The 20,955-nt window shown below is 61.0% G+C and carries 15 protein-coding genes; 9 read left to right on the forward strand and 6 right to left on the reverse strand.

The window, feature by feature from the left end:
- Window positions 1-997 precede the first annotated feature (997 nt).
- The gene (locus THALAR_RS06030) at window positions 998-2,029 is read right to left on the reverse strand and encodes a glycosyltransferase family 2 protein (RefSeq protein ID WP_021100611.1); all 1,032 of its coding nucleotides are present in this window, start codon (window positions 2,027-2,029) and stop codon (window positions 998-1,000) included.
- A 138-nt stretch (window positions 2,030-2,167) separates the two neighbouring features.
- Here THALAR_RS06030 and THALAR_RS18795 point away from each other — a divergent pair, with 138 nt between their 5' ends.
- From THALAR_RS18795 to THALAR_RS06050, 4 genes are read left to right on the forward strand one after another with little or no spacing between them, the layout of a single operon-like run.
- Window positions 2,168-3,703: a class I SAM-dependent methyltransferase gene (locus THALAR_RS18795; protein WP_021100612.1), complete on the forward strand. Its 1,536-nt coding sequence runs from the start codon at window positions 2,168-2,170 to the stop codon at window positions 3,701-3,703.
- Window positions 3,700-4,710 (forward strand): glycosyltransferase family 2 protein, encoded by a 1,011-nt coding sequence (locus THALAR_RS06040; protein ID WP_021100613.1) that lies wholly within the window; start codon window positions 3,700-3,702, stop codon window positions 4,708-4,710. The genes THALAR_RS18795 and THALAR_RS06040 overlap by 4 nt, the downstream gene beginning before the upstream one ends.
- Window positions 4,707-5,669, forward strand: coding sequence for a hypothetical protein (locus tag THALAR_RS06045; protein ID WP_021100614.1), 963 nt, complete (start codon window positions 4,707-4,709; stop codon window positions 5,667-5,669). Before THALAR_RS06040 ends, THALAR_RS06045 begins: the two co-directional genes overlap by 4 nt.
- Before the next feature lie 27 nt (window positions 5,670-5,696).
- Window positions 5,697-7,592, forward strand: a complete 1,896-nt coding sequence (locus THALAR_RS06050; RefSeq protein ID WP_021100615.1) for a hypothetical protein — start codon at window positions 5,697-5,699, stop codon at window positions 7,590-7,592.
- A 90-nt stretch (window positions 7,593-7,682) separates the two neighbouring features.
- Here the strand turns inward: THALAR_RS06050 and THALAR_RS06055 are convergent, their stop codons facing one another.
- Window positions 7,683-7,904: a hypothetical protein gene (locus THALAR_RS06055; RefSeq protein WP_021100616.1), complete on the reverse strand. Its 222-nt coding sequence runs from the start codon at window positions 7,902-7,904 to the stop codon at window positions 7,683-7,685.
- Between the two features lie 115 nt (window positions 7,905-8,019).
- Window positions 8,020-8,310, reverse strand: a complete 291-nt coding sequence (locus THALAR_RS06060; protein ID WP_021100617.1) for a hypothetical protein — start codon at window positions 8,308-8,310, stop codon at window positions 8,020-8,022.
- A 195-nt stretch (window positions 8,311-8,505) separates the two neighbouring features.
- Here THALAR_RS06060 and pyrC point away from each other — a divergent pair, with 195 nt between their 5' ends.
- The 3 genes from pyrC to THALAR_RS06075 all read left to right on the forward strand — a co-directional run bounded on the left by pyrC (window position 8,506) and on the right by THALAR_RS06075 (window position 12,020).
- Entirely contained in the window at window positions 8,506-9,540 is a 1,035-nt protein-coding gene (gene pyrC, locus THALAR_RS06065) for a dihydroorotase (RefSeq protein ID WP_021100618.1), read from the forward strand.
- Window positions 9,541-9,583: 43 nt separating this feature from the next.
- On the forward strand, window positions 9,584-10,258 hold the full coding sequence (locus tag THALAR_RS06070; RefSeq protein ID WP_021100619.1) for an orotate phosphoribosyltransferase: 675 nt from the start codon (window positions 9,584-9,586) through the stop codon (window positions 10,256-10,258).
- Between the two features lie 247 nt (window positions 10,259-10,505).
- Window positions 10,506-12,020 (forward strand): replicative DNA helicase, encoded by a 1,515-nt coding sequence (locus THALAR_RS06075; RefSeq protein WP_021100620.1) that lies wholly within the window; start codon window positions 10,506-10,508, stop codon window positions 12,018-12,020.
- Between the two features lie 148 nt (window positions 12,021-12,168).
- On the opposite strand, the gene der is transcribed toward THALAR_RS06075, so the two are convergent.
- The 3 genes from der to THALAR_RS06090 all read right to left on the reverse strand — a co-directional run bounded on the left by der (window position 12,169) and on the right by THALAR_RS06090 (window position 15,777).
- On the reverse strand, window positions 12,169-13,644 hold the full coding sequence (gene der, locus THALAR_RS06080; RefSeq protein ID WP_021100621.1) for a ribosome biogenesis GTPase Der: 1,476 nt from the start codon (window positions 13,642-13,644) through the stop codon (window positions 12,169-12,171).
- Between the two features lie 50 nt (window positions 13,645-13,694).
- The gene (locus THALAR_RS06085; protein WP_021100622.1) at window positions 13,695-15,038 is read right to left on the reverse strand and encodes an outer membrane protein assembly factor BamB family protein; all 1,344 of its coding nucleotides are present in this window, start codon (window positions 15,036-15,038) and stop codon (window positions 13,695-13,697) included.
- Window positions 15,039-15,126: 88 nt separating this feature from the next.
- Window positions 15,127-15,777, reverse strand: coding sequence for a hypothetical protein (locus THALAR_RS06090; protein ID WP_021100623.1), 651 nt, complete (start codon window positions 15,775-15,777; stop codon window positions 15,127-15,129).
- Between the two features lie 259 nt (window positions 15,778-16,036).
- Between THALAR_RS06090 and THALAR_RS06095 the strand changes: the two genes are divergently transcribed.
- Together THALAR_RS06095 and THALAR_RS06100 are read left to right on the forward strand one after the other, a co-directional pair.
- On the forward strand, window positions 16,037-17,281 hold the full coding sequence (locus tag THALAR_RS06095; RefSeq protein ID WP_021100624.1) for an efflux RND transporter periplasmic adaptor subunit: 1,245 nt from the start codon (window positions 16,037-16,039) through the stop codon (window positions 17,279-17,281).
- Window positions 17,278-20,934 carry an efflux RND transporter permease subunit gene (locus THALAR_RS06100; RefSeq protein ID WP_021100625.1) on the forward strand — a complete coding sequence of 1,219 codons (3,657 nt, stop codon included), beginning with the start codon at window positions 17,278-17,280 and terminating at the stop codon, window positions 20,932-20,934. The genes THALAR_RS06095 and THALAR_RS06100 overlap by 4 nt, the downstream gene beginning before the upstream one ends.
- Window positions 20,935-20,955: the final 21 nt, after the last annotated feature.

Below are 20,955 nucleotides of genomic sequence, written 5' to 3' on the forward strand. Positions count from 1 at the left end.
CGGATGCCGGATCGCCATGGCACGCAAAAACCCCATTGTTTCATCTGCTTGCGGCTCCGCATCGACGATCCTCACAAAGCGCCAGACCTTATCGCTACCCAGCCGCGCAGGGGCGATGCACCAGCGCCTGTTGGCGCGGGGGTTGTCGAACTGGCGGCAGATGTGATCGCCGAATGTCGGCTTCTTCTTGGGACGCACCCGCCACGGGTAGATACGTTGGCCGATCAGTTGGATCACCCCGACAGAGCTGTCATGCACCGCATCGAACGGCGCAGCGCCGGGGGCGAGCAGGTCCATCAGGTCAATATTCATCACCGCCCGCGCACGTCCCAGAAAACGCCACTTGGCCCATTCGTAAAGCGACAGGTCCGCCAGCGGAGCAGTCTGTGGGTCAACGGGCAGATCGTCCATCCGGTCCTTGCCTGGCGCATCGGGTGCATTGTACGGGTGCGACGCTGCGGGCAAGTCTCCAGCGCCAAGCGGCACGGCTGATTTCACATGCACCAGCCGTTTCAGACCGCATTCCTCCACCAATACCTTAAGTTTGCGCTCAAAACCCCTATCTGAATTAGATTTTTCACGATCCAGCATAAGCACGGCCTCCAACCCATGCCCCGCGATATGGTAACGCAGCCAGTCCTCGATAACTTCTATCGTCTCACCGTTGCGCTCGACCATGCACACGTTCATGTCTTCGAACAGGTCGGTTTCAGGCTGTTGGACGGGCAGTGACAACACCCCGTTTTTCAAAGCCATCTTGATATGACCGGCGGGATGATCGGCCTGACCGATAAACATCGGGCCGCCATTGATCGTGCGTGCTTCTGAAAACGTCGCACAGCCCTCGCGCGGCTTTGGATCAAAAGGATCGTAGGACGTGCCGGACTTGAAAAACACCCGCAGGCCCATGCCGCCGACAGGGTCTTCCCAGCCGATGCAATCAAGCGCCGTAAGACCTTGACCCTCAACAACATTCAGGTCGCGCCTTTGGTAGATGTCAGTCTTTGCCATGAACCTGTCCATACCGCCTGATCAGGTCGAGCGCCACCGCATCCGGAAGCTGTGCCGAGCCGTCTGCCAGCAACAGGCGGCCAAACAGCTTCAATTCCTCCGGCTGCTGCATCAGCGCCACGAACCGCCTGCTATGCCACGCACGGCAGGCAGCCTGCGCCTCTGCCACGCCGTCCAGCGCCAGCAACTCATCCAACTGTCCCTGCGTCGCGGGCACCATATGGGCGATCGAGCGCTCTTCGACGGTGTTGAAATTCCGCTCCACCCAGTAGGTCAAGTCGATCTGCTTTTGCTGGTGGTTGGGCAGCCCGCGTGCCCTCTTGAGCATGAAATCCGCCGCCGAGCGAACGGAGTAATGGTTCAATTGCACCATATCGCGGGCGATGGGCTTGCCCCAAAGCATGATCTGCCCGTCATTGGCGGCAAGGCTTTCCGGCACAGTCGCGCCAGAGCCGTCGACAATACGCGGAAGCCCGTGGCGCTCCGCCTTCTTCTGCTTGGGACGATGAACGCCCAACTGGCGAAACGGGCCTTCGCGTCGGAACAGGGATTTGAAGTAACTGCCAATGGCGGGATAAAGCAGATCCTCCGGCGCGGCGTGGGTAAAGCGTTTGGTCGTCAACCCATCCGATAGCCCCGCCTGTCCGGAATTCCCAAACAGCCGCCACGGCAGCAGGATCATGTCCGCATCAACCGCCCTGATCAGTTCAGGAATGGACGACAACCCACTGCCAAGATTCATAAATTCGTCGCAATCCAGGCACGCGACCCAATCCGCTCCCGCCACGGCAGGATGATCCCAAGCGGCCCGCAGCGCCCGCCATTGCGGGGGCTTCTTGCCGTCTTCAAGCGGCACATGGGTCACATCCGGCAGCAGGTCCAGCAGCGCCTCGGTCCCGTCCTCGCAATCATTGGTGTAGATTAGAAAATCGCTCACCCCTGCGGCGCGGTGGTGGGCGATCCATTCCAGCAGATGCGGCCCCTCGTTGCGCATGGTCGTGACGAGTGTGATCTTCATATGACGCCTGTTGCCCTTGTGACCCGGTTTTCAGGAAAACCGAATCAGTTTTCCTTGCGTTTTAACCCCTCCTTTGCGAAAATCGAAACAATCATAAAGAGATGACGGGGACTAACCCCGCTCGCGAGAGGCAGAAACGTGTCCAAAGACTATGCAATTGCCCAGCTGTGGATCGGCGGCAATTTATCCTACATGGAGCAGCTTTGCGCCGTGTCCTTCCGCGATGCGGGCCATCATGTCAAAATGTACACCTATGGCGATGTGGGCAACATTCCCGACGGAATCGAGATTTGCGACGCCAACGAGATCATGCCGCTCGGCAACGTGATCGCGCATAAGCGCACAGGCTCCCCGGCCCCGCAGGCGGACAAGTGGCGCTACAACATGCTGGCCAAGACCGACGACCAGATATGGGCCGACACGGACGCCTATTGCGTGAAGCGTTTCACAACGCCGAACGGGCATTTCCACGGCTGGGAAAGCGCGCACCACATCAATAATGGCGTGGTCGGTTTGCCCGCCGACAGCGACACGCTGGCGGGATTGATCGACTTCACCTCGGATGAATATGCCATCCCGGACTGGTTCTCGGATGAGTTGAAAGCCGAAATGCGTGCCAAGAAGGACGCGGGCGATCCGGTCCATGTGGGGGAGCAGTCCTGGGGCGTTTGGGGACCACAGGCCCTGACCCACTTCCTGCACAAAACCGGCGAGCACAAATACGCCATGCCGATTGAGGCCTTGTTCCCCATCAGTTTCAAGAAGCGCCGGATGATGCTGAAGCCGGACACCGACCTGAGCCATTACATCACCGACAACACGCTCTCGATCCATTTCTGGGGCCGACGCATGCGCATGCGCATTATCGAGCGTGAGAATGGCGAGCCGCATCCCGACAGCCTGATCGGCAAGTTGATCAAGAAGCATGGCATCGTGCCGTCCGACGCCCCCCTGCCAAAGTCGAACCCGCATAAGCCCAAAGAGCCGAAGATGATCCCCGGCACGGCGATCCCAGAGGTGACCAATGCCGACCGCAAAGGGCGCGGCATCTTGAACCTGACCGATATGGCGGACGAACGCGGTTTGGACCAGGGCAGCAGCAAGCACCGCTTTACCGAGCTCTATCAAATGCTGTTCAGCCCCCTGCGGGGGCGGGCGATCCATTTCGGGCTGCTGGGCCTCAGCGAGCCTGCCGCCGTGGATATGTGGCTGGAGTATCTGGCGAAAGCGAAGATCACCGGCGTCGATCTGGAGGCCTATTCCGGTGAGAAGGATGCGCGGCTGAAGACCGTTCGCGCGTCTTTTGACGCGGTCGAAACGCTGGAGCGCGCCACTGCGAAATCCGACCCGTTCGACGTGGTCCTTGATGACGCATCGCACGCGTCGCACCATCAGCAACATGCCTTTGCGGCGCTGTTTCCCAAGCTGAAACCGGGCGGACTCTACATCGTAGAAGACCTGCGGTTCCAGCCAAAAGCGCTGGAGAAATCCGGCTACCCGCGCACGGCTGTTCTGTTTCAGGGCTATCTGCACGACGGCGGCTTCGCCCATCCCGACGCGGACATTCAGGCAGCGTTGAACGACTTTCGCGCCGACATTTCCGGCTGCTTCATTTTCCAAGCCCAATGGCACAAAGACAAACGCGACCAGGTCTTGGTGGTGCAAAAACGATGAGCCGGAAACACCTGATCCTGACCTGCATGAAGAACGAGGGGCCGTATATCCTCGAATGGGTGGCCTATCACATGTCGATCGGGTTCGACCATTTTCTGGTCTATACAAACGACTGCGAGGACGGCACCGAGAAAATCCTGCGTCGGTTGGAAAACATGGGGCATGTCACTCATCGCCGCAATCCGGCCCGCGAAGGTGCCCGTGCCTCCCATCAGGTGCGGGCGTTCCGCAAGTCCACCAGGGAACAGGTCTACAAAGATCACGACTGGGTTGCGGTCATTGACGCGGATGAATTCATCAACATCCATGCGGGCCGTGGTCAGATCACGGATTTGACCGCTGCTGCGCCGGATGCAAGGTGCATCTCATTGGCGTGGCGCCTGTTCGGCAGCGCCGATGTGACGTCGTTCCATGACGGTTTTGTCACCGAAACCCTGCGCCGCGCGGCGCCGCAGCACTGCCCCAGCCCCCCGCAAGCTTGGGGGATCAAGTCGATTCACCGCACCGACGCTGTCGAACTGGTGGGCTGTCACCGGCCCAAATCCGTGCCAAATGACGACTGGGATGCGCTCAACTGGACCGGTCCTGCGGGTACACGCATGCCACAAAGCTATCACAAAAGCAGCTGGCGCATGAACCGCAGCACGATCAGCTACGAGTTCGGCCAGATCAACCACTATGCCGTCCGAACCCGTGAAAGCTTCCTGCTGAAATCCGCCCGTGGCCGCGCCTTTGGCGAAGGTCTGCGTGGCGCGGACTATTGGGCCGACATGAACCGCAACGAGGAGTACGACGCCACGATCCAGCCCAAGCTGGGCGCGATGAAGGACATCTATGACGACCTGATCAGCGACCCGAAACTGGGTCGACTGCATGACCGTGCCGTCCAATGGCACCGCGACCAGATACAACTGCTCATGGAAACCGAGACGGGCCGCGCCTTGTTCGATGCGATCTCACCCAAGCTCGACCTGTTTCCCGGCCTGCGCAAACGGGTCGCCGCATGAGCAAAGCGATCGACCTCAAAGCCCCCACCGAGGAGATGGACCGCGACGCGTGGAATGCGGAGCTGCGCGCGATGGGCGAGGAGCACGGATTTTTCGAAGAGCTTGGCGAAGATCACTCCGCCCTCTTCGTCCAATCCGGCAAGACGCTAATCGTCACGTTTGAAAATCTCGACCATGTGTTCGAGCATGGCAACCGCCTGCCTTGGGGCTTCGACTTCGTGCAAAAGCAGGGCTGGTCGATCCTCGGGCTGATGGCCCATGACTGGACATGGTATCGCGACGATGACGTGATCGCCTTCTTCAACCGCCTCAAGAAGGAAAAGTTTTTCGCCCAGTTCGACACAGTAGTGTTCTATGGCGCGTCGATGGGGGCCTATGCCGCCTGCGCTTTCTCCGCCGCCTGCCCGAAGGCCACTGTCGTGGCAATCTCTCCGCAGGCAACGCTGGACCGCGATGTCGCCTCTTGGGAGACACGCTACCAGAAAGCGTGGAAGCGCAACTACAACAACGACTACGGCTATGCGCCCGACATGGTGGCCACGGCCAAAGACGTCTTCATTCTCTACGATCCGCTGGAGCCGCTCGATGCCATGCACGCGGCGCTCTTTCGCGGCAACAACATCACCAAGCTGAAATGCCGGTTCCAGGGCCACCGCATCGCGTCGGGGCTGATCCAGATGGGTCTCCTGAAGCCCGTGGTCGGGGCCTGCGTCGACGGCACTCTGACACGCACCAGCTTTTACAATATGCTTCGGGCGCGGCGCGACTTCCGCCGCTACCTGCGCGAGTTGATCCTGCGCATTCCCGAAGACAAACATCCCCTGCTCATCGCCTTTTTGGCAGAGCGGGTTCTAAGCACCGGCAACGGTCCGGTGTTCCGCCGCAAACTGAACGCGGCAAACGCGCTTTTGGAAGAGCGTGGTATAACGCCCCCCGGCAAAAGAGGGGGCCGCAAATGATGAAAACAGGCAAGGCGGGCAAGGTACATGGGAAAGATATGGCTTCATATCGGGTCACCTAAAACGGGGACCACGTCACTTCAGAACTTTCTGAACGACAATGCAGAGGTATTGCGCAACACCGGACGGCTCAACTTCATGGAGACGGGGCGCGCGCATATCGCGCACAACCAGCTTGCCGCAGCCGCCAGAACCGGCAACGCCACGAAGCTGATGGAGCAGATGTTGAAAGAGGCCGACGCCTCGCCCGACATGATGCAAGTGGCATCGTCGGAAATGCTGTTCAACCTGCACACCGCCCGCAAACTGTCCGGTGCAGCGCCCGAGGAATTCAAGCAGCGCACCAAGGTAATTTGCTACATCCGTCGTCAGGACAGCTACCTTGAAGCGCTCTATAAGCAACTGCTGAAAAACAGCCGCATCCCGCCAGACAGGCAAGCCTTTCTGGACGATGCCAAGCGCCGTCTGCACTACCTCAACACCTTCAACACCTATGCGGAGATGTTTGGCGAAGAGAACATCGTGGTGCGCCCTTTCGGCCCCAAATGGCTGATGGATGGCGACGTCGTCCGCGACTTTGCGCATCATCTGGATCTGCCTATCACCGGCGATCTTCGCGTCACCGAGGGGTTTTCCAACAGAACATTCTCCGCTGAAATGTCGGAGCTTCTGTCCCTGATGGGCGAGCGCACCGATTTCAACACCCGCGAAGTGATCCGCGAACTGATCGCCCTGAACCATCCCGGCACGATCAAATCCCGCGACGTCTTTTCCCGCACCGAGCGCTTGGGGTTGATGCAACAGGTTACCCGCGAAAACCGGCGTCTGGTGAAGCGCTACATGCCCGACTGCACGGACTTCTTCCAAACAGGTGATCTGGAAGGCGACGAGGTGGTCGAGAGCACGGAAGATCAGCTTGCCAGCCAACTTGCAGACCGTGCCGCGGCGACAGAGGCGTTGATGATCGCAATGGGCAACCTGCAAGCCCGCCGCAAACAAGAACGTGAGCTTGCCGCCGAGGCCGCCGAAGCCCCTGCCCCGAGCCCCGCCAATGACGCGCTGGAGGAAGCGCTCGCTCCGCCAACATGGTATCGCGAGATCTATCCCGGCGGCGACAAGCGCGGCTGGTTCCGCTCCTACGGTGAATATGCCGCGTCGTTCGTCGAGCGCGGAAACGAGCAATTGGTGGTCTCTTTCGACAACCTCTCGCAAGCGGGCAACGACGCCTATGCCCGCGAGCCATGGGCGCAGAAATTCTGCGCCGACCGCGACTTCTCGCATCTGGGCATCTACGCGCAGGAACCCACATGGTTTCGCAACGCCGAGTTGATCGAACACCTGGAAACCCTGCGCGACGAAGGCTTCTTTACCGGCTTTGACAAGGTGGCCTTCGTGGGCACCTCCATGGGGGCGTTCGGTGCGCTCACGTTCTCCTCGCTGGCCCCCGGCGCGACGGTGGTCGCCTTCTCGCCCCAGACGACGCTGGACGAAAAGAAGGTCCCATGGGAATCCCGTTTCGGTAAGGGCCGCGCCGCCGATTGGACGCTGCCCTATTCCGACGCGGCGCAGCAGACCAAGTCAGCCGATCAGGTCTATCTGATCTACGACCAGTTCCACGAAGGCGACCGCAAGCATGTGGAGCGGCTGAAAGGCCGCAACCTCGTCCACCTCAAAGGCGCTGGACTGGGCCACAAATCGGCGCTGGTTCTCAGCCGTATGAACGTGCTCAAGGACGTGATGGAAGGCGCGGTTCTGGGTACCCTGACCGAGCTGGAGTTCTACCGCGCCATTCGCGCGCGTAAGGACATCTACCTTTACCGTCAGGCGATGGAAGGCTATCTGACCGATCGCGGAATGGACAAACGGGCCGAACGTTTCGCCAACGCTTTCAAGAAGCGCCGCAGGCTGCAAAACGCATCATAAAGTGCCCTAAGAATAACTATCATACGAAAAATGGCGCATTTGCGCCCATTATGTTCGATAACGTAAAGCAACCTTCGGGAACGACGGCGCTCAGATGTGGTAAAGGTCGCGGAAAACGTGACGTGCGATATCTTCACGGCGTAGCCCGATCTTTTTCAGCTCGGCGTCAGATTTCGCATTCAACTTTTCTATTTGCGCAATGCGCAGATTGGTGCTGGCCGCCAGATCGACCGCCTTGAGCACCGACCTGAAGAAGTCGCTGATGCGCGGGAAAAAGCTGCTATGTGGCTGGGCTTGGCTGATATAGGCCATGATACGTCTCCATCGGCTGGCGGAGTTCTGCGTCCGCGTTACCGTCTAGATAGGCTCAGCCCGCTTTTCATACGACCTACAATGGCGCATTGCCGCATTGCGGCAAACGCAAGGGTCAGCAGTTGTAGACCTGCGCCCGCAACTCATACACCTCTTCATCCTCTGGTACGGGATCGAACACGACCGTGTTGCCCCCGACTTCGCTCGCCTTTTCCTTGGCAGCGCGGCGGGCATCGTTCAACCCGAGCTCTTTCAGCGGTCCATAAACGCCCGGAACGCCGCGCACCCGCCCGACAAGCTCGCAATTCGCCACCTCTGCGGCTTTGCGCTCGGTCACGCTGGGAACCTCGTAGATCGCCGGGGTGCAGGCCGCGAGAGCCGCCACGATAAGCACTGATCGTTTCATCTTTTGCCTATTAACTCTGTTGATCGAGTATATCAGCCAAATCTAGCACAGCCCGCGCGGACTGCACGGCGGAAAACGCATCCCATCCGTTTCCCGCCAAAAGCCGCCCATCGCTTTTTGCCGCAATCGCACCGCCCCCTCTGGCCTTGGAGCGCACATCGCGCTAATCACCGCGCAACAGCTGAAGGGGGCTTCATGACCAGCTTGACCATCACCAGACCCGACGACTGGCATCTACACCTGCGCGACGGTGACATGCTGAAAGCGGTGCTGCCCGAAACCGCCCGCCATTTCGGCCGCGCGATCATCATGCCCAATCTGGTTCCCCCTGTGGTCACCGCCAGGGACGCCGCCGAATACCGCGACCGGATCATGGCAGCGAAGCCGGACAACTCCAAGTTTCAGCCGTTGATGACGCTGTATCTGACCGAGGAGACCGACGTCAGAGATTTGCGCGCGGCTGCCGAGATCGGGTTGATCCACGCCGTCAAGCTGTACCCCGCCGGAGCGACGACAAACTCCGCCTCTGGGGTAAAGGACTTCACCAAGGTCAAGCGCGTGTTAGAGAATATGGCCCAGATCGGCCTGCCGCTCTGTGTGCATGGCGAGGTCACCGACCCCGACGTGGACATCTTCGACCGCGAGGCCGTGTTCATCGACACGATCCTCGACCCGCTGCGCCGCGACATCCCCGGTTTGCGCGTGGTGATGGAGCATATCACCACCAAGCAGGGTGCGGACTACGCCCGCGAAGGCGGCGACGATCTGGCCGCCACGATCACGACGCACCACTTGGTCATCAACCGCAACCACATCCTCGCCGGTGGCATCAAGCCACATTACTACTGCCTGCCCGTCGCCAAACGGGAGGAACACCGCCTCGCGCTGCGCGCCGCCGCCACCTCCGGCGACCCCAGCTTCTTTCTGGGCACCGATTCCGCACCCCACACCGACGCCAACAAGCTGCTGCCCTGCGGTTGCGCGGGCTGCTTCACGGCGACCAACACCATGTCGATTCTCGCCGAAGTTTTCGAACAAGACGACGCGTTGGATAAACTCGAAGGCTTCGCCTCCCTCAACGGTCCCAAGTTCTACCGCATGGAGCCAAACGCAGACACGATCACCCTGACCAAGGGCAATCCCGTCACCTACCCCGACCACATCGCCACAGACCAAGGCCCCGTCACCGTGTTCGACCCGCAAATGCCGCTGCATTGGCGCGTCACCTAACCGCCGCTTCATTGCTTTATAAATATTCCCGCCGGAGGCTCCCATGATCCCGACTACATACCCCACCCGCGAGGAAATCGCCCGCCTGACCGCCTCCATGTTGCTGGAAGTCGGCGCGGTGCATTTCAACTCAAGGGAGCCGTTCACCCATTCATCCGGCAAGAAGGCCCCGACCTATGTGGATTGCCGCAAACTGATCTCGTTTCCACGCATCCGCGCGACCTTGATGGACTTCCTCGCCTGCACCGTCATGCGCAACGTAGGCTTCGAGGCTTTCGACAACGTCGCGGGCGGCGAAACTGCCGGCATTCCCTTCGGCGCTCTGATGGCGGAACGTATGGGCCTGCCTATGACTTATGTTCGCAAAAAACCGAAAGGCTACGGCCGCAATGCCCGTATCGAGGGTGTCATGAAAGAGGGCGAGCGTGTCCTCCTGGTCGAGGACATGACGACCGATGGCGGCTCCAAGATCAGCTTTGTCGAAGCGATCCGCGAGACAGGCGCGACCTGCGGACACACAGCTTTGATCTTCTTCTACGACATCTTTCCCGACACCCGCGAAGTGCTCGATGGCCACGGCATCACCCTACATTGTCTGTGCACCTGGTGGGATGTGCTGGCAGTCGCCAAAGAGCAGAAGTCCTTTGACGCTGAGACCTTGGACGAGGTCGAAAAGTTCCTTCGTGATCCCACCGGCTGGCAGGCGGCACATAGCTGACGAATCGACGCAAGGCGCGCAGATTTCCGCCAGCGCACCGATGCCGGTTATCGAGCTCCCGCTAAAGTTGCCGTTGCGTTAACAGATTCGGTCAAGCACTGTTTTTTCAACCACATATTGACGAAGCAGCCCTTAAAATCGCAATATGCGGGTCTGATTTGTCACTCACAAGTTACCCACAGGATATCCAGATTGATCCGCGTCGCGTGATCCTCCATGGGTCTTATTCAGGGACAAGGGGACTGTAATGAATGATCTGAGTACGGCACCGAATACGGGGCCAGGCGCATCTGTGCATGTGGATACAGGCGGGGCATTGCCCCACAACATCGAAGCCGAACAACAGCTTCTCGGCGCGATCCTGACCAATAACGACGTGTTCGACCGCGTGGCCTCCGTCATCTCTGCGGAGCATTTCTTCGACCCCGTTCACCGCCGCATTTACGAGACCGCCGCCGCGCGTATTCACAAGAACCTGCTGGTCTCGCCGGTCACCCTGAAGCCCTATTTCGAGGATGACGAGGGTCTGCAAGAACTGGGCGGCCCCGCCTATCTGGTGCGCCTGCAAGGTGCGTCGATCTCGGCCTTCGCCGCGCGCGACTATGCGCAGATGATCTATGATCTCGCGATCCGCCGCGAGTTGATCGAACTGGGTCAGGAAATCGCCCAGAAGGCGGGCAAGATAGACACCGAGAGCGACCCGAAAAGCCAGATCGTCGATGCGGAACAGCGCCTCTACGCGCTGGCCGAGGCCGGACAATCCGAGAGCGGGTTCCAGAGCTTCCTGAAGGCCGTGACCGATGCGGTCGAAGTCGCCAACGCCGCCTATCAGCGCGAAGGCGGTCTTGCGGGCGTGTCCACCGGCCTGATCGACATGGACAAGAAACTGGGCGGGCTGCACCGCTCCGACCTTCTGATTCTTGCCGGACGCCCCTCCATGGGGAAAACCTCGCTGGCGACGAACATCGCGTTCAACGTGGCGAAGGCCTATAAGAAGGGCACCACCCATGACGGCTCCGAAGGGGCTATCGAAGGCGGCTCCGTCGGGTTCTTCTCGCTTGAGATGAGCGCCGAACAACTGGCCGCCCGTGTCCTGTCCGAGGCCGCCGAAGTGCCGTCCGAACAAATCCGCCGCGGTGACATGAACGAGACCGAGTTCCGCCGCTTCGTCGAAGCCGCCAAGGCGCTGGAATCCTGCCCGCTGTTTATCGACGATACGCCTGCCCTGCCCATCTCGCAGCTTGCCGCACGCGCCCGTCGCTTGAAACGGACGCATGGTCTGGACGTGCTGATCATCGACTATTTGCAGCTTGTCCGTCCCGCCACTGCCAAAGACAGCCGCGTGAACGAGGTCTCCGAGATCACGCAGGGCCTGAAGGCCATCGCCAAGGAACTCGACATTCCCGTTATCGCGCTCTCGCAGCTGTCGCGGAATGTGGAAAGCCGCGAAGACAAGCGCCCGCAACTGTCGGACCTTCGCGAGTCCGGCTCGATCGAGCAGGACGCCGATGTGGTGATGTTCGTTTACCGCGAGGAATACTACAAAGAGCGCGAAAAACCCGCCGACCACGAGTTGGAGAAAATGGCGAACTGGCAGAATGAAATGGCTCATTGTCACGGCAAGGCCGAGGTCATCATCGGCAAGCAACGTCACGGCCCCATCGGGTCGGTGGAACTCAGCTTCGAGGGCAAATTCACCCGCTTCGGCAACCTGATCAAACCTTGGCAAGATGGCTCAGGCGGAGGCAGTGACGAGTTTTAAACGTTGTTGATGCGACTCAGCAAATTTTGTGCTATGTGTGGTTTCAGAAGCCAGTCCGTCCTGCTCTAATTCCAGGAAAACCCTCTTAACATAAAGCAGGTGAGAGGCTTCCAAGAACCGCCACGACCCAGTGGCGGTTCTGGCTTTTTCAGCCCTGTTTCTTTCGGCCATCCAAATGCTTGCGCAGCTTCGACGGCGGCGCTTTCTTGCGTCCCTTGAACGGGTTGGCTTCGTTCTGCGACCGCATGAACAGCCGGATCGGCGTGCCGGGCATGTCGAAATCCTCCCGCAAGCCGTTCACCAGATAGCGCGAATAGCTCGCGGGCAGCAGATCGGGATGCGAGGCCATCACCACGAATCCCGGTGGACGGGCCTTCACTTGCGTGATGTAGCGCAGCTTGATGCGCTTGCCTTGCGGCGCGGGGGGCGGGTGCTGCTCAAGCATCCCCACCAGCCAGCGGTTCAGGGCGGAGGTGCCGATGCGGCGGTTCCAGACCTGATGCGCCTCTACGATGGCGTCATGCAGCCGCTCCAGCCCCCGCCCCGTCAGCGCGGAAACCGTAATCAACGGCGCACCGCGCAGTTGCGGAAGCAGGCGGCCGAACTGCTCTTTCAGCTTTTTCAGCTTGTCCTGCTTGTCGCCTTCCAGATCCCATTTGTTCACCGCCAGCACCACTGCGCGGCCCTCGCGCTCCGCCAGATCGGCGATGCGCAAATCCTGCTGCTCGAACGGGATGTCCACGTCCAGAAGCACCACGACGACCTCGGCAAACTTCACCGCACGCAGCCCGTCGGACACCGACAGCTTCTCCAGCTTGTCTTGCACTTTCGCCTTCTTGCGCATGCCCGCCGTGTCGAAAATCCGCATCGGCGTGCCGGACCATTCCGTCATCACGGAAATCGCGTCGCGGGTGATCCCGGCCTCGGGGCCGGTCAGCAAGCGGTCCTCGCCGAGAATTTTGTTGATCAATGTCGACTTGCCCGCATTGGGGCGGCCGACAACTGCAATTTGCAAGGGTTTTGAACGGGTTGGAGGGATATATTCAACCTCTACCTCACCGTCTTCATCCTCGTCGTCGGGAAGGTCCACATCAACTTCGGGCGTGTAATCCTCGGCCTCTTCCTCCGCCTGCGTAATCAGCGGACGCAGGGCAAGTGCGAGGTCGGACATGCCTTCGCCATGCTCGGCGGACAGGCCGATCGGCTCGCCCAAGCCCAGCGAATAGGCCTCCATCAAACCCGCCTCGCCCGCCTTGCCTTCCGCCTTGTTGGCCGCAAGGATCACATGGGCGTTTTTCTTGCGCAGGATGTCGGCAAAAATCTCGTCGGCTGGCAAAACGCCGGATCGCGCATCAATCAGAAACAGGCATGCATCGGCCATTTGAACCGCACGTTCGGTCAGCATCCGCATCCGGCCTTCCAGCGACTCGTCAGTGGCCATTTCCAGACCAGCAGTGTCGATGATGGTGAACTTCAAATCCCCCAGCCGCGCCGACCCTTCGCGCAGGTCGCGTGTCACACCGGGCTGGTCGTCGACCAGCGCCAGACGCTTGCCCACCAGACGGTTGAACAGCGTGGATTTGCCCACATTGGGACGGCCCACAATGGCGAGGGTGAAGGACATGACAAAAGCTCCGAGTATCGGTCAGAGGCGCGTCTTACAGGCAATTGCGCTCAACGGAAAGCGGCGAGTTGTCCTTTGGTCGTCATAACGTAGAGTGTGCCGTTTACGATTACAGGGTTCGACGCCGCGCCGCCTTTCAGCGCCGTGGTGCCGATCAAAGCACCCGTCGCAGGGTCAAAGCTGCGGATTTGGCCGTCATTGGAAGCCACCACCAGACGCCCACCGGCCAGAACGGGGCCGAAATGCGCGTAGATTTCGTCGCGTTTGCGCAGCTTGCGGGCGGTGTAATACGGAAGCTCCACGCCCCAAATCCGCTCGCCGGTTTCGCGGTCAAGGCGCAGCAACTCGTTGCGGTCGGACACAAGGAACACGCTGTCCCCTGAGGGCCAGACTGGCGAATAAGACCCTTCGCGGGCGGTCCATATCCGCTCGCCTGACGACGCTTTCATCGCGACGACGCGACCGGCCTGATTTGCCGCATAGATCACGCCGTCCACGATCACCGGATCGCCGGTCACGTCGGAAATGCTGGCATATGCCACGCCTCTGCGCTGACCTGCCACCGACGAGCCCCAGACCCGAATGCCGGATTTCTTCAAAGCGCCGGCCAATTCACCCGAGCCAAAGGGGAACACCACCAGACGCGGCGTTATCGCGGGGCCAGCGCCGCCATTAATCATTGCCGTCGCGGGCGTGCCGGGCAGGCGCCACTTGATACGTCCCTGCTGCGTGTCGAGCGCCCAAGCCTGACTGTCGCGGCTCACCACATAGACCAAACCGCCCTCGACGGTTGGCGCGGATGTCAACGGCGCGTCCAGTTTCTGGCGCCACTTCACGGCGCCCGAGGTTGCTTCAATCGCGAACAACTCGCCAAAGCCAGTGGTCGCAAAGATCGTGCCGTCCGCAAAGGCCAGCCCGCCGCCGGTGGCGTCACCGTCCTTGTCCGTCGCGGGGATCAAAGCGCGGCTCCACAAGGTCGCCCCGTTGGACCCGGTAGCTACCACGGTAGAAGCGCTGTCCATCGTGAAGATGCGCCCGCCTGCAACCACAGGGTCCGCAGTGATGCGCTGTTTGCGGCTGTTGCCCTTGCCGATATTGGCGGTCCAAACCGATGTCAGGTTCGCGCTCAACGCGGGATGGGTCACGGTGTGGCTGATGCTGCCGCCGCGATGGGTCCAGCTGGAATGGTTCACCTGCGCAGGAGCGCGGAACGCCTTGGCGATATTCGCCTCGCGGCCACCGACACCCGATGCACCGTCCTCGCCCGGAAGCGGTGCGCGAACGTCATAACGCTCGCCTTCGAGGATCAGCTCGTCTTCTCCGCATGCGCCAAGTGCTAGCAATGCGCATAGCGCCACGCCCGTCAGTGAAGTCCTGGAAAATGTCACGCCCATAGCCCCTGCCGACCCTCTCTCGTCCTGCTCTGCCACGCTGTTATCACGCGCGTGGTCATCTCATAGTCCCGTGGGCGCACGCCTTGGCCTACCCTGCGTCCGTCAGCTCGCCGCCCAGCGCCACAATCAACTCTGACGCGCGGCGTTGCAACCCCGGTGTCACATTCGCCGCGTCAAGCAAGCCTTGAAGGATGGTGATCGCCTCTTCCGGTTTGCCGGATTCGACCGCGATCAGCGCCAGTTGCTCTTCGGCAAGCGGCTGAAACGGTGCGCCAGGGGTCGCCAAAGCCTCGAACTCTGTGCGACGTTCTTCGAGCGGTGTCTCCGGCGGTAAAGCCAAGGCGCGTTTAAAACGCGCAAGTTCGGTGTAGACCGCAGGCTCGCCTTCGGTGCTGATAACCTCGTCCAGCGCCGCCAGACCTGCCGCGCGGTTCTCGCCCGCCAATGCGTCGGCGGCGGCCAGATGGTTGGCAATCGCGGCCTGTTCCGGATTGACGGTTGGTATCTCAGCAAGCGTCGCACCGGCATCGTCAGCCTCGATCCCCGCAAGCAGGGCATCGCCGAACGCTTCGGCCTCCGCCTTGATCGTCGCCTTGCGGTATTCGTTGTAAGCCGCCCCGCCCACGATCAGCAGCACGGCGAGCACGGCCACCCAGCCCCACTTCTTGATCATCGCGAACAGGCGGTCGCGGCGGACCTCTTCGGTCACCTCTTCGATGAAGCTGTCGGTCTGGCTCACAAGTGCACTCCGTCTATCTGTTGCGCGAGGCATACCCCGAAGGACGGAACCTTGCCAAGGGCAAAGGCGCGCGGCTAAAAACGCGCAATTCAGTGCCCATCAGACCGCAGGTTATTGGAATGCACACCCGCTGCGCATAAACGCGAATATCCGCCTCTTGCGGCGAAAGGGACAAAAATATAATCTGAACTGGTCGGTTTAGCGTATGTTAAGTACCGACCAATCATATAAGGCCGCGTTCGGCTCAGGGAATATTATAATGCGCTTCTTCTCGATCGTCACCGCCGTATTGGTGACCCTCGCTCTCTACCTGATCGTGTTCGAGCGCGACGGGCTGCTGTCTTTCGCTTCCAATGGCGAGGAACCCGTTGCCGTCCAAGACACCGATCCCGACACGTCAGAGACGAGTGAAGCCGAAACCGAGGACGGTGCCCGCGTGGTGTCTGTCGTCGCCCTCAAATCTACGGCGCAAGGCGTTGATAACGCTGTGGTGTTGCGCGGCCGCACGGAAGCCGCCCGTCAGGTGGACGTGCGCGCTGAAACCTCCGGTCTGGTTAAGTCGGAGCCTTTGCGCAAAGGCTCCTCGGTCGAGGCCGGTCAACTCCTGTGCGAGATTGCGCCGGGCACGCGGGAAACCGCGCTGAGGGAAGCCGAAGCTCGCCTCCCCGAGGCGAAAGCCCGCCTGCCCGAAGCCGAAGGCCGCGTGCTGGAGGCCGAAGCCCGCCTGAAAGAAGCGCAAATCAACGACAATGCCGCCAAGCAACTGTCCGAGGGCGGCTTCGCCTCCGAGGTGCGGGTCGCAGGGACGCAAGCCGCCGTGCAATCCGCTCTGGCCGCAGTGGAGACCGCGCGCGCAGGCGTCGAAAGCGCCCGTGCGGGGATTTTAGCGGCGGAGGCCGCGATTGCAGCCGCGCGGAACGAAATCGGCCGTCTCCAGATCAAGGCCCCCTTCGCGGGCCTTCTTGAAACCGATACCGCCGAACTGGGTGCCCTGATGCAGCCCGGCGGGCTCTGTGCGACCGTGATCCAGCTCAACCCCATCAAACTGGTGTCCTTCGTGCCCGAAACCGACGTCGCCAAGGTAGAACTTGGCGCCCGCGCGGGCGGGCGGACCACCGCCGGCCAGACCGTTGAGGGCAAGGTGACGTTCATCTCCCGCTCATCCGATCCGGAAACCCGCACGTTCCGCGTGGAAATCACCGTCAACAACAATGACCTTGCCCTGCGTGACGGACAAACCGCCGAAATCATCATCGGGGCCGAGGGCCAGAAAGCGCATCTTGTCCCGGCCTCCGCGTTGACGCTTAACGATGAAGGCGCACTTGGCGTCCAACTCGCCGCTGACGACAAGGCAGCCTTCACTCCTGTGACGATCCTACGCGACACCACCAACGGCATTTGGGTGACCGGGTTGCCCGAACAGGCGGCGATCATTATCGTCGGTCAGGAATATGTCACCGACGGGGTTGCGATCAACGTGACCTACTCCGAGGGCAAGTCATGACAGGTATCGTCGACTGGGCGGGCCAACGCGCCCGCATGATCATCGCCTTCATCGTGATGTCGGTGGTGATCGGAGCCTTCGCCTATACCGGCCTGCCAAAAGAAGGCGAGCCGGACATCGAGATCCCCGCCCTCTTCGTCTCCGTCCCCTTCCCCGGTATCTCCGCCGAGGACAGCGAAAAGCTGCTGGTCAAGGTGATGGAGGCCAAGCTGCAAGACCTCGACGGGCTGAAAACCCTGTCCGGCACCGCTGCCGAAAACTACGCAGGCGTGGCGATGGAGTTCGAATTCGGCTGGGACAAGACCAAGATCCTTGCCGATGTGCGCGACAAGATGGGGCAGGCGCAGGCAGAATTTCCCGAGGGCGCGGAGCAGTATAACCTGATCGAGATCAACTTCTCCGAGTTTCCCATCATCATCATATCGCTGTCCGGCGACCTGCCCGAACGCACCCTGCTGCGCGTCGCCAAGAACCTGCAAGACACCATCGAGGCCATGCCGCCCATTCTGGAAGCGGGCCTTGCCGGTCACCGCGACGAAATGCTGGAGGTCATCATCGACCCGCTGGCGCTGGAGGCCTACAACGTCTCGGCGGGCGAGTTGATCAACGTCGTCACCAACAACAACCTGCTGATCGCGGCGGGCGAGGTGGAAACCGACCAAGGCGCGTTTTCGGTCAAGATCCCCGCCTCCTTCGACGAGCCGCTGGACGTGTTCGAACTGCCGATCAAGGTCAACGGCGACCGCGTGGTCACATTGGGAGAGCTGGCCGATATTCGCCTGACCTTCGAGGACCGCACCGGCACCGCCCGCTTCAACGGCAACGAGACCGTGGCGCTGCAAGTGGTCAAGCGGAAGGGCTACAACATCATCGACACGGCCCAGTTGGTGCGCGACACCGTGGCCGAAACTCAAGCGAAATGGCCGCAGGAGCTGCAAGAGGCCATCCGCGTGGACGTCACGCTCGACCAGTCCAAGACCGTGGGCAACATGGTCCAGCAGCTTGAAGGCTCCGTGCTGACCGCCATCGCGCTGGTGATGATCGTGGTGCTGGCCTCGCTCGGCACCCGCTCCGCGTTACTGGTCGGCTTCGCGATTCCGACATCGTTCCTGCTGTGCTTTATCCTCTTGGGCATCATGGGCATCTCGATCTCCAACATCGTGATGTTCGGACTGATCCTGGCCGTGGGGATGCTGGTCGATGGCGCTATCGTCGTCGTGGAATACGCCGACAAGCGCATCAACGAGGGCGCGGGCCCGATGGAGGCCTATACCGACGCCGCCAAACGCATGTTCTGGCCCATCGTGTCCTCCACTGCGACAACGCTTTGCGCCTTCCTGCCGATGCTGTTCTGGCCGGGCGTCCCGGGGGAGTTCATGGGCATGTTGCCCGTCACCCTGATCTTCGTGCTGATGGCCTCGCTGATCGTGGCGCTGATCTACCTGCCGGTGATGGGCGGCGTGTCGGGCCGCATCTCGCGGATGATAAACCGTGCCTCGACCTTCTTGCGCGGCTTCCACATCGCCATCCGACTGGTGCTGGTGGCAGTGGCCATTGTCGGCCTGTTCACCGCCGCCATGCAGATTTTGAACCCCGGCTACCTGCTGCCGGTCGCGCGCGGACAAGGCGGGCTTGGGGTGATGGTTTTCGGCGGCGTGTTCTTCGCGCTGATGGCGATGTTCGCATCCGCGACCATGGGGGCAGTATCCCGCCCCCGCCGCCTCAAGCGGATCAACGCAGGCTACCGCCGCACGCCGTTTGGCCACTTCACCAGATTCATCGCGGGCAATCCGGTCATGCCGCTGGTCGCCATCGGCGCGGTGGGTGCCTTCGTGGTGATGACCTTCATCACCTTCTCGGCCAACAATAATGGCGTCGAGTTCTTCGTCGAATCCGAGACCGAGCAGGCCATCGTTTACGTTCGCGCCCGCGGCAACCTCAGCCTGCAAGAAAAGGACGAGCTTGTCCGGCAGGTCGAAACACAGATCGCCTCCGTCGACGGGATCGAGTCGATCTTCGCTTTTGCGGGCGAAGGCGGCTTGAACACCAACACGGGCGGGGCCACCGGCCCGCTGGACACGATCGGACAAATCCAGATCGAGCTGGCCGAATGGGGCCAGCGCCGTGATGACGTTGAAATCCTCGACGAGATGCAAGCCAAGATGGACGCCATTCCGGGCATCTACACGGAAATCCTCAGTCAGGATCGCGGCCCCGCTGGCGGCAAGCCGGTGAACCTGCGCCTGAAGGGCGACAACTGGGACGACCTCAAGGAGGCGACCCGCATCGCGCGCGCGAAGTTCGAGCAGACCGAGGGTCTGATTACCATTGAGGACACCCTGCCCCTGCCCGGCATCGACTGGCAGATCGACGTCGATGTGGAGGCCGCCGGTCGCTTCAAGGCCGACGTCGCGACGGTCGGCGCAATGGTGCAACTGGTCACCCGCGGCCTGCTGCTGGACACCATGCGGGTCGACAGCTCCGACGAGGAAATTGAAATCCGCGTCCGCCTTCCCGAAGAAAGCCGTGTGCTGTCCACACTGGACAACCTCAAGGTGCGCACGCCGGACGGACTGATCCCGCTGTCCAACTTCATCACCCGCAAGCCGGTCGCCAAGCTGGGCCAGATCGACCGCGTCGACCAAAAGCGCTACTTTGATGTGAAAGCCGACGTGGCTCCGGACCTGAAAAACGAGGACGGCACCATCATCAACCCCAACGAGCGCATCGCCTATCTGACCAATTGGCTCGAAACTGACACGCCCCTCCCCGACTCCGTCACGTTCGAGTGGGCCGGCGACACCGAGGAGGAGGCAGAGAGTCAGGCATTCCTGTCCTCGGCCTTCCTTGCGGCCCTTGGGCTGATGTTCGTGATCCTGCTGGCGCAGTTCAACTCGTTCTACAACTCGGTGCTGGTGCTGCTCGCGGTGGTGCTGTCGACCACAGGCGTACTGATCGGGATGCTGGTCATGGATCAGGCGTTCTCCATCATCATGACCGGCACGGGGGTCGTCGCGCTCGCGGGGATTGTGGTGAACAACAACATCGTGCTGATCGACACCTATCAGGAATATTCCCGCTACATGCCCCGTCTGGAGGCGATCACCCGCACCGCCGAGGCGCGTATCCGCCCAGTGCTGCTGACCACGATCACCACGATGGCAGGTCTGGCTCCGATGATGTTCGGCCTGAGCCTTGATTTCTTCGGCGGCGGCTATTCCATCAACAGCCCAACGTCGTTGTGGTGGAAACAGCTCGCGACCGCTGTCGTTTTCGGCCTTGGCGTGGCAACGGTGCTGACGCTGGTGCTGACACCGGCCATGCTGGCGCTCAGGGTCTGGATATCGCTCGGCGCCTACGCATCGTTGCAACAGCTGCGCGCCCTTGGCGGCCGTGGCTCGCAAACCGCCCGCGACCTCGCGCTGAGCAAAAGCGCCCGCAAAGTGCGCGATCCGCTAATCTTGTGGTCCGATCCCGCTGATCTGGCCGAGCCAACCCCGGCGGATGTCCTTAGCAATGCGCAAAAAACCGTGGAAACCGCCAAGGCCAAGCTCGCCTCCGCCGCGCAAAAGCTGGAGGCGCTTGCCCCGAAAACCGACGAAGAAGACGACAAAGACGCACCGAAACCGAACAGGCTGAGCGCGGCGGAATAGGGCTGCGCGGGTCTTGGGCCA

It is taken from the genome of Litoreibacter arenae DSM 19593 (genome assembly GCF_000442275.2).
In the GTDB taxonomy this organism is placed as follows: Bacteria; Pseudomonadota; Alphaproteobacteria; order Rhodobacterales; family Rhodobacteraceae; genus Litoreibacter; species Litoreibacter arenae.